This window comes from Streptomyces sp. NPDC002130 (genome assembly GCF_040296465.1).
In the GTDB taxonomy this organism is placed as follows: Bacteria; Actinomycetota; Actinomycetes; order Streptomycetales; family Streptomycetaceae; genus Streptomyces.
In genome coordinates, this window is record NZ_JBEOXI010001246.1 from 1 (window position 1) to 1,048 (window position 1,048).

Annotated in this window: 2 protein-coding genes and 1 pseudogene; all 3 read right to left on the reverse strand. The window is 61.8% G+C overall.

What is annotated here, in order from left to right; all coding sequences use genetic code 11:
• Positions 1-95 (reverse strand): annotated as a pseudogene (locus ABT116_RS49985) (uracil-DNA glycosylase); the annotation flags it as partial.
• Positions 96-317: 222 nt separating this feature from the next.
• Positions 318-686, reverse strand: a complete 369-nt coding sequence (locus tag ABT116_RS49990) for a ParB family protein (protein WP_351648422.1) — start codon at positions 684-686, stop codon at positions 318-320.
• Positions 683-1,048, reverse strand: a 366-nt coding sequence (locus tag ABT116_RS49995) for a hypothetical protein (RefSeq protein WP_351648426.1), incomplete at its 5' end; no start/stop codon positions are given. The genes ABT116_RS49995 and ABT116_RS49990, both read right to left, overlap by 4 nt.

The following is a 1,048-nucleotide window of genomic DNA, read 5'->3' on the forward strand; positions in this document are numbered from 1 at the left end:
TTGCCGCGCCCCGCCAGGGCCCGGATGGCCTGTTCCGTGACCTCCTCCCAGCCCTTGCCCCGGTGGGCGGCGGGCTTGCGCGGGGCGGTGGTGAGGCCGGGCGAGGTCTCGTTGCACGGCGAAGGAGAGTATGAATGCGCCGGTGGTGATGCCGAGTGCGATGACGATTGCGAGTGCGAGTGCGGCGAGCAATGCGCCTAGCTGAATACGGGCAGCCCTGAGGCTAAAGTCGGTCATGATCGGGTTTCTTCCTTCAAGTGGTTTCCCGGTCTGGAGCCTCGCCGGTTGCATCCGGCGGGGCTCCTTCGTTGTGTAGGTCAGTCGTCTGAGATTGGGCGGCCGCTGGGAAGTGCGCCGGTTTCTGCTTCGTATTGGTTGCCACTGTTGTGCACTGTCTCCCGGCGTTCCGCCTCTGCCGCCAGCGCTTTCTCGACGAATTGCGACCAGGATTTGTCGTCCTCGAGGTGGCTTGTGTTTCGGTAAGCACCTCGGGCGCGACTGAATACCTCTTGGTCGACGTAAACCGTAATACGTTTGGGCTTAGGCTTTTCCACCACTGACGGTGTGGGCTGTGGAAGCGGGGCGACCGGCGCGGGAGTGCGGTTGGATCTCTGCATTCGAGACAGGTCACCAGTCACGTTCCGCGGAGGTAGCGCCGTGAGCTTTCGGTCGGGCCGGTCATTCATACCCGTGCTTCCTCTCTTTCCGCTGTTGCAACGCGGGTGACAACTTCTTGCGCAACTGCAAAGAGGTCGTCTGCAACGGATTTGGACGATTTCGGCGCGAGAGCCTGAGGCTCGGCGTTGCCTTTGATGACGTCGTACCATTTCGGACCGCTTCGGACGACTGCATCGAGTTCGGCTGCGAGCATGCCCCGCTCTCGTGTTGCCTGGGCGGTGGCCTCGGAGTGACGAACGGTGGCCGTGAAAACGACGTCGTCGTTGCCGAACGCCTCTGCAATCGCAGACCTTGCTTGTTTGAGCACGGTTTTCGCTGATGTACCCACGGCTACGAGAACGACGCCCAGTAGATCCAGGTCGGGGTTGAT

Bases quoted from the DNA above. Each gene is read 5' to 3' on its own strand.
- ABT116_RS49990 (WP_351648422.1), bottom strand. From the start codon at position 686: ATGAATGACCGGCCCGACCGAAAGCTCACGGCGCTACCTCCGCGGAAC.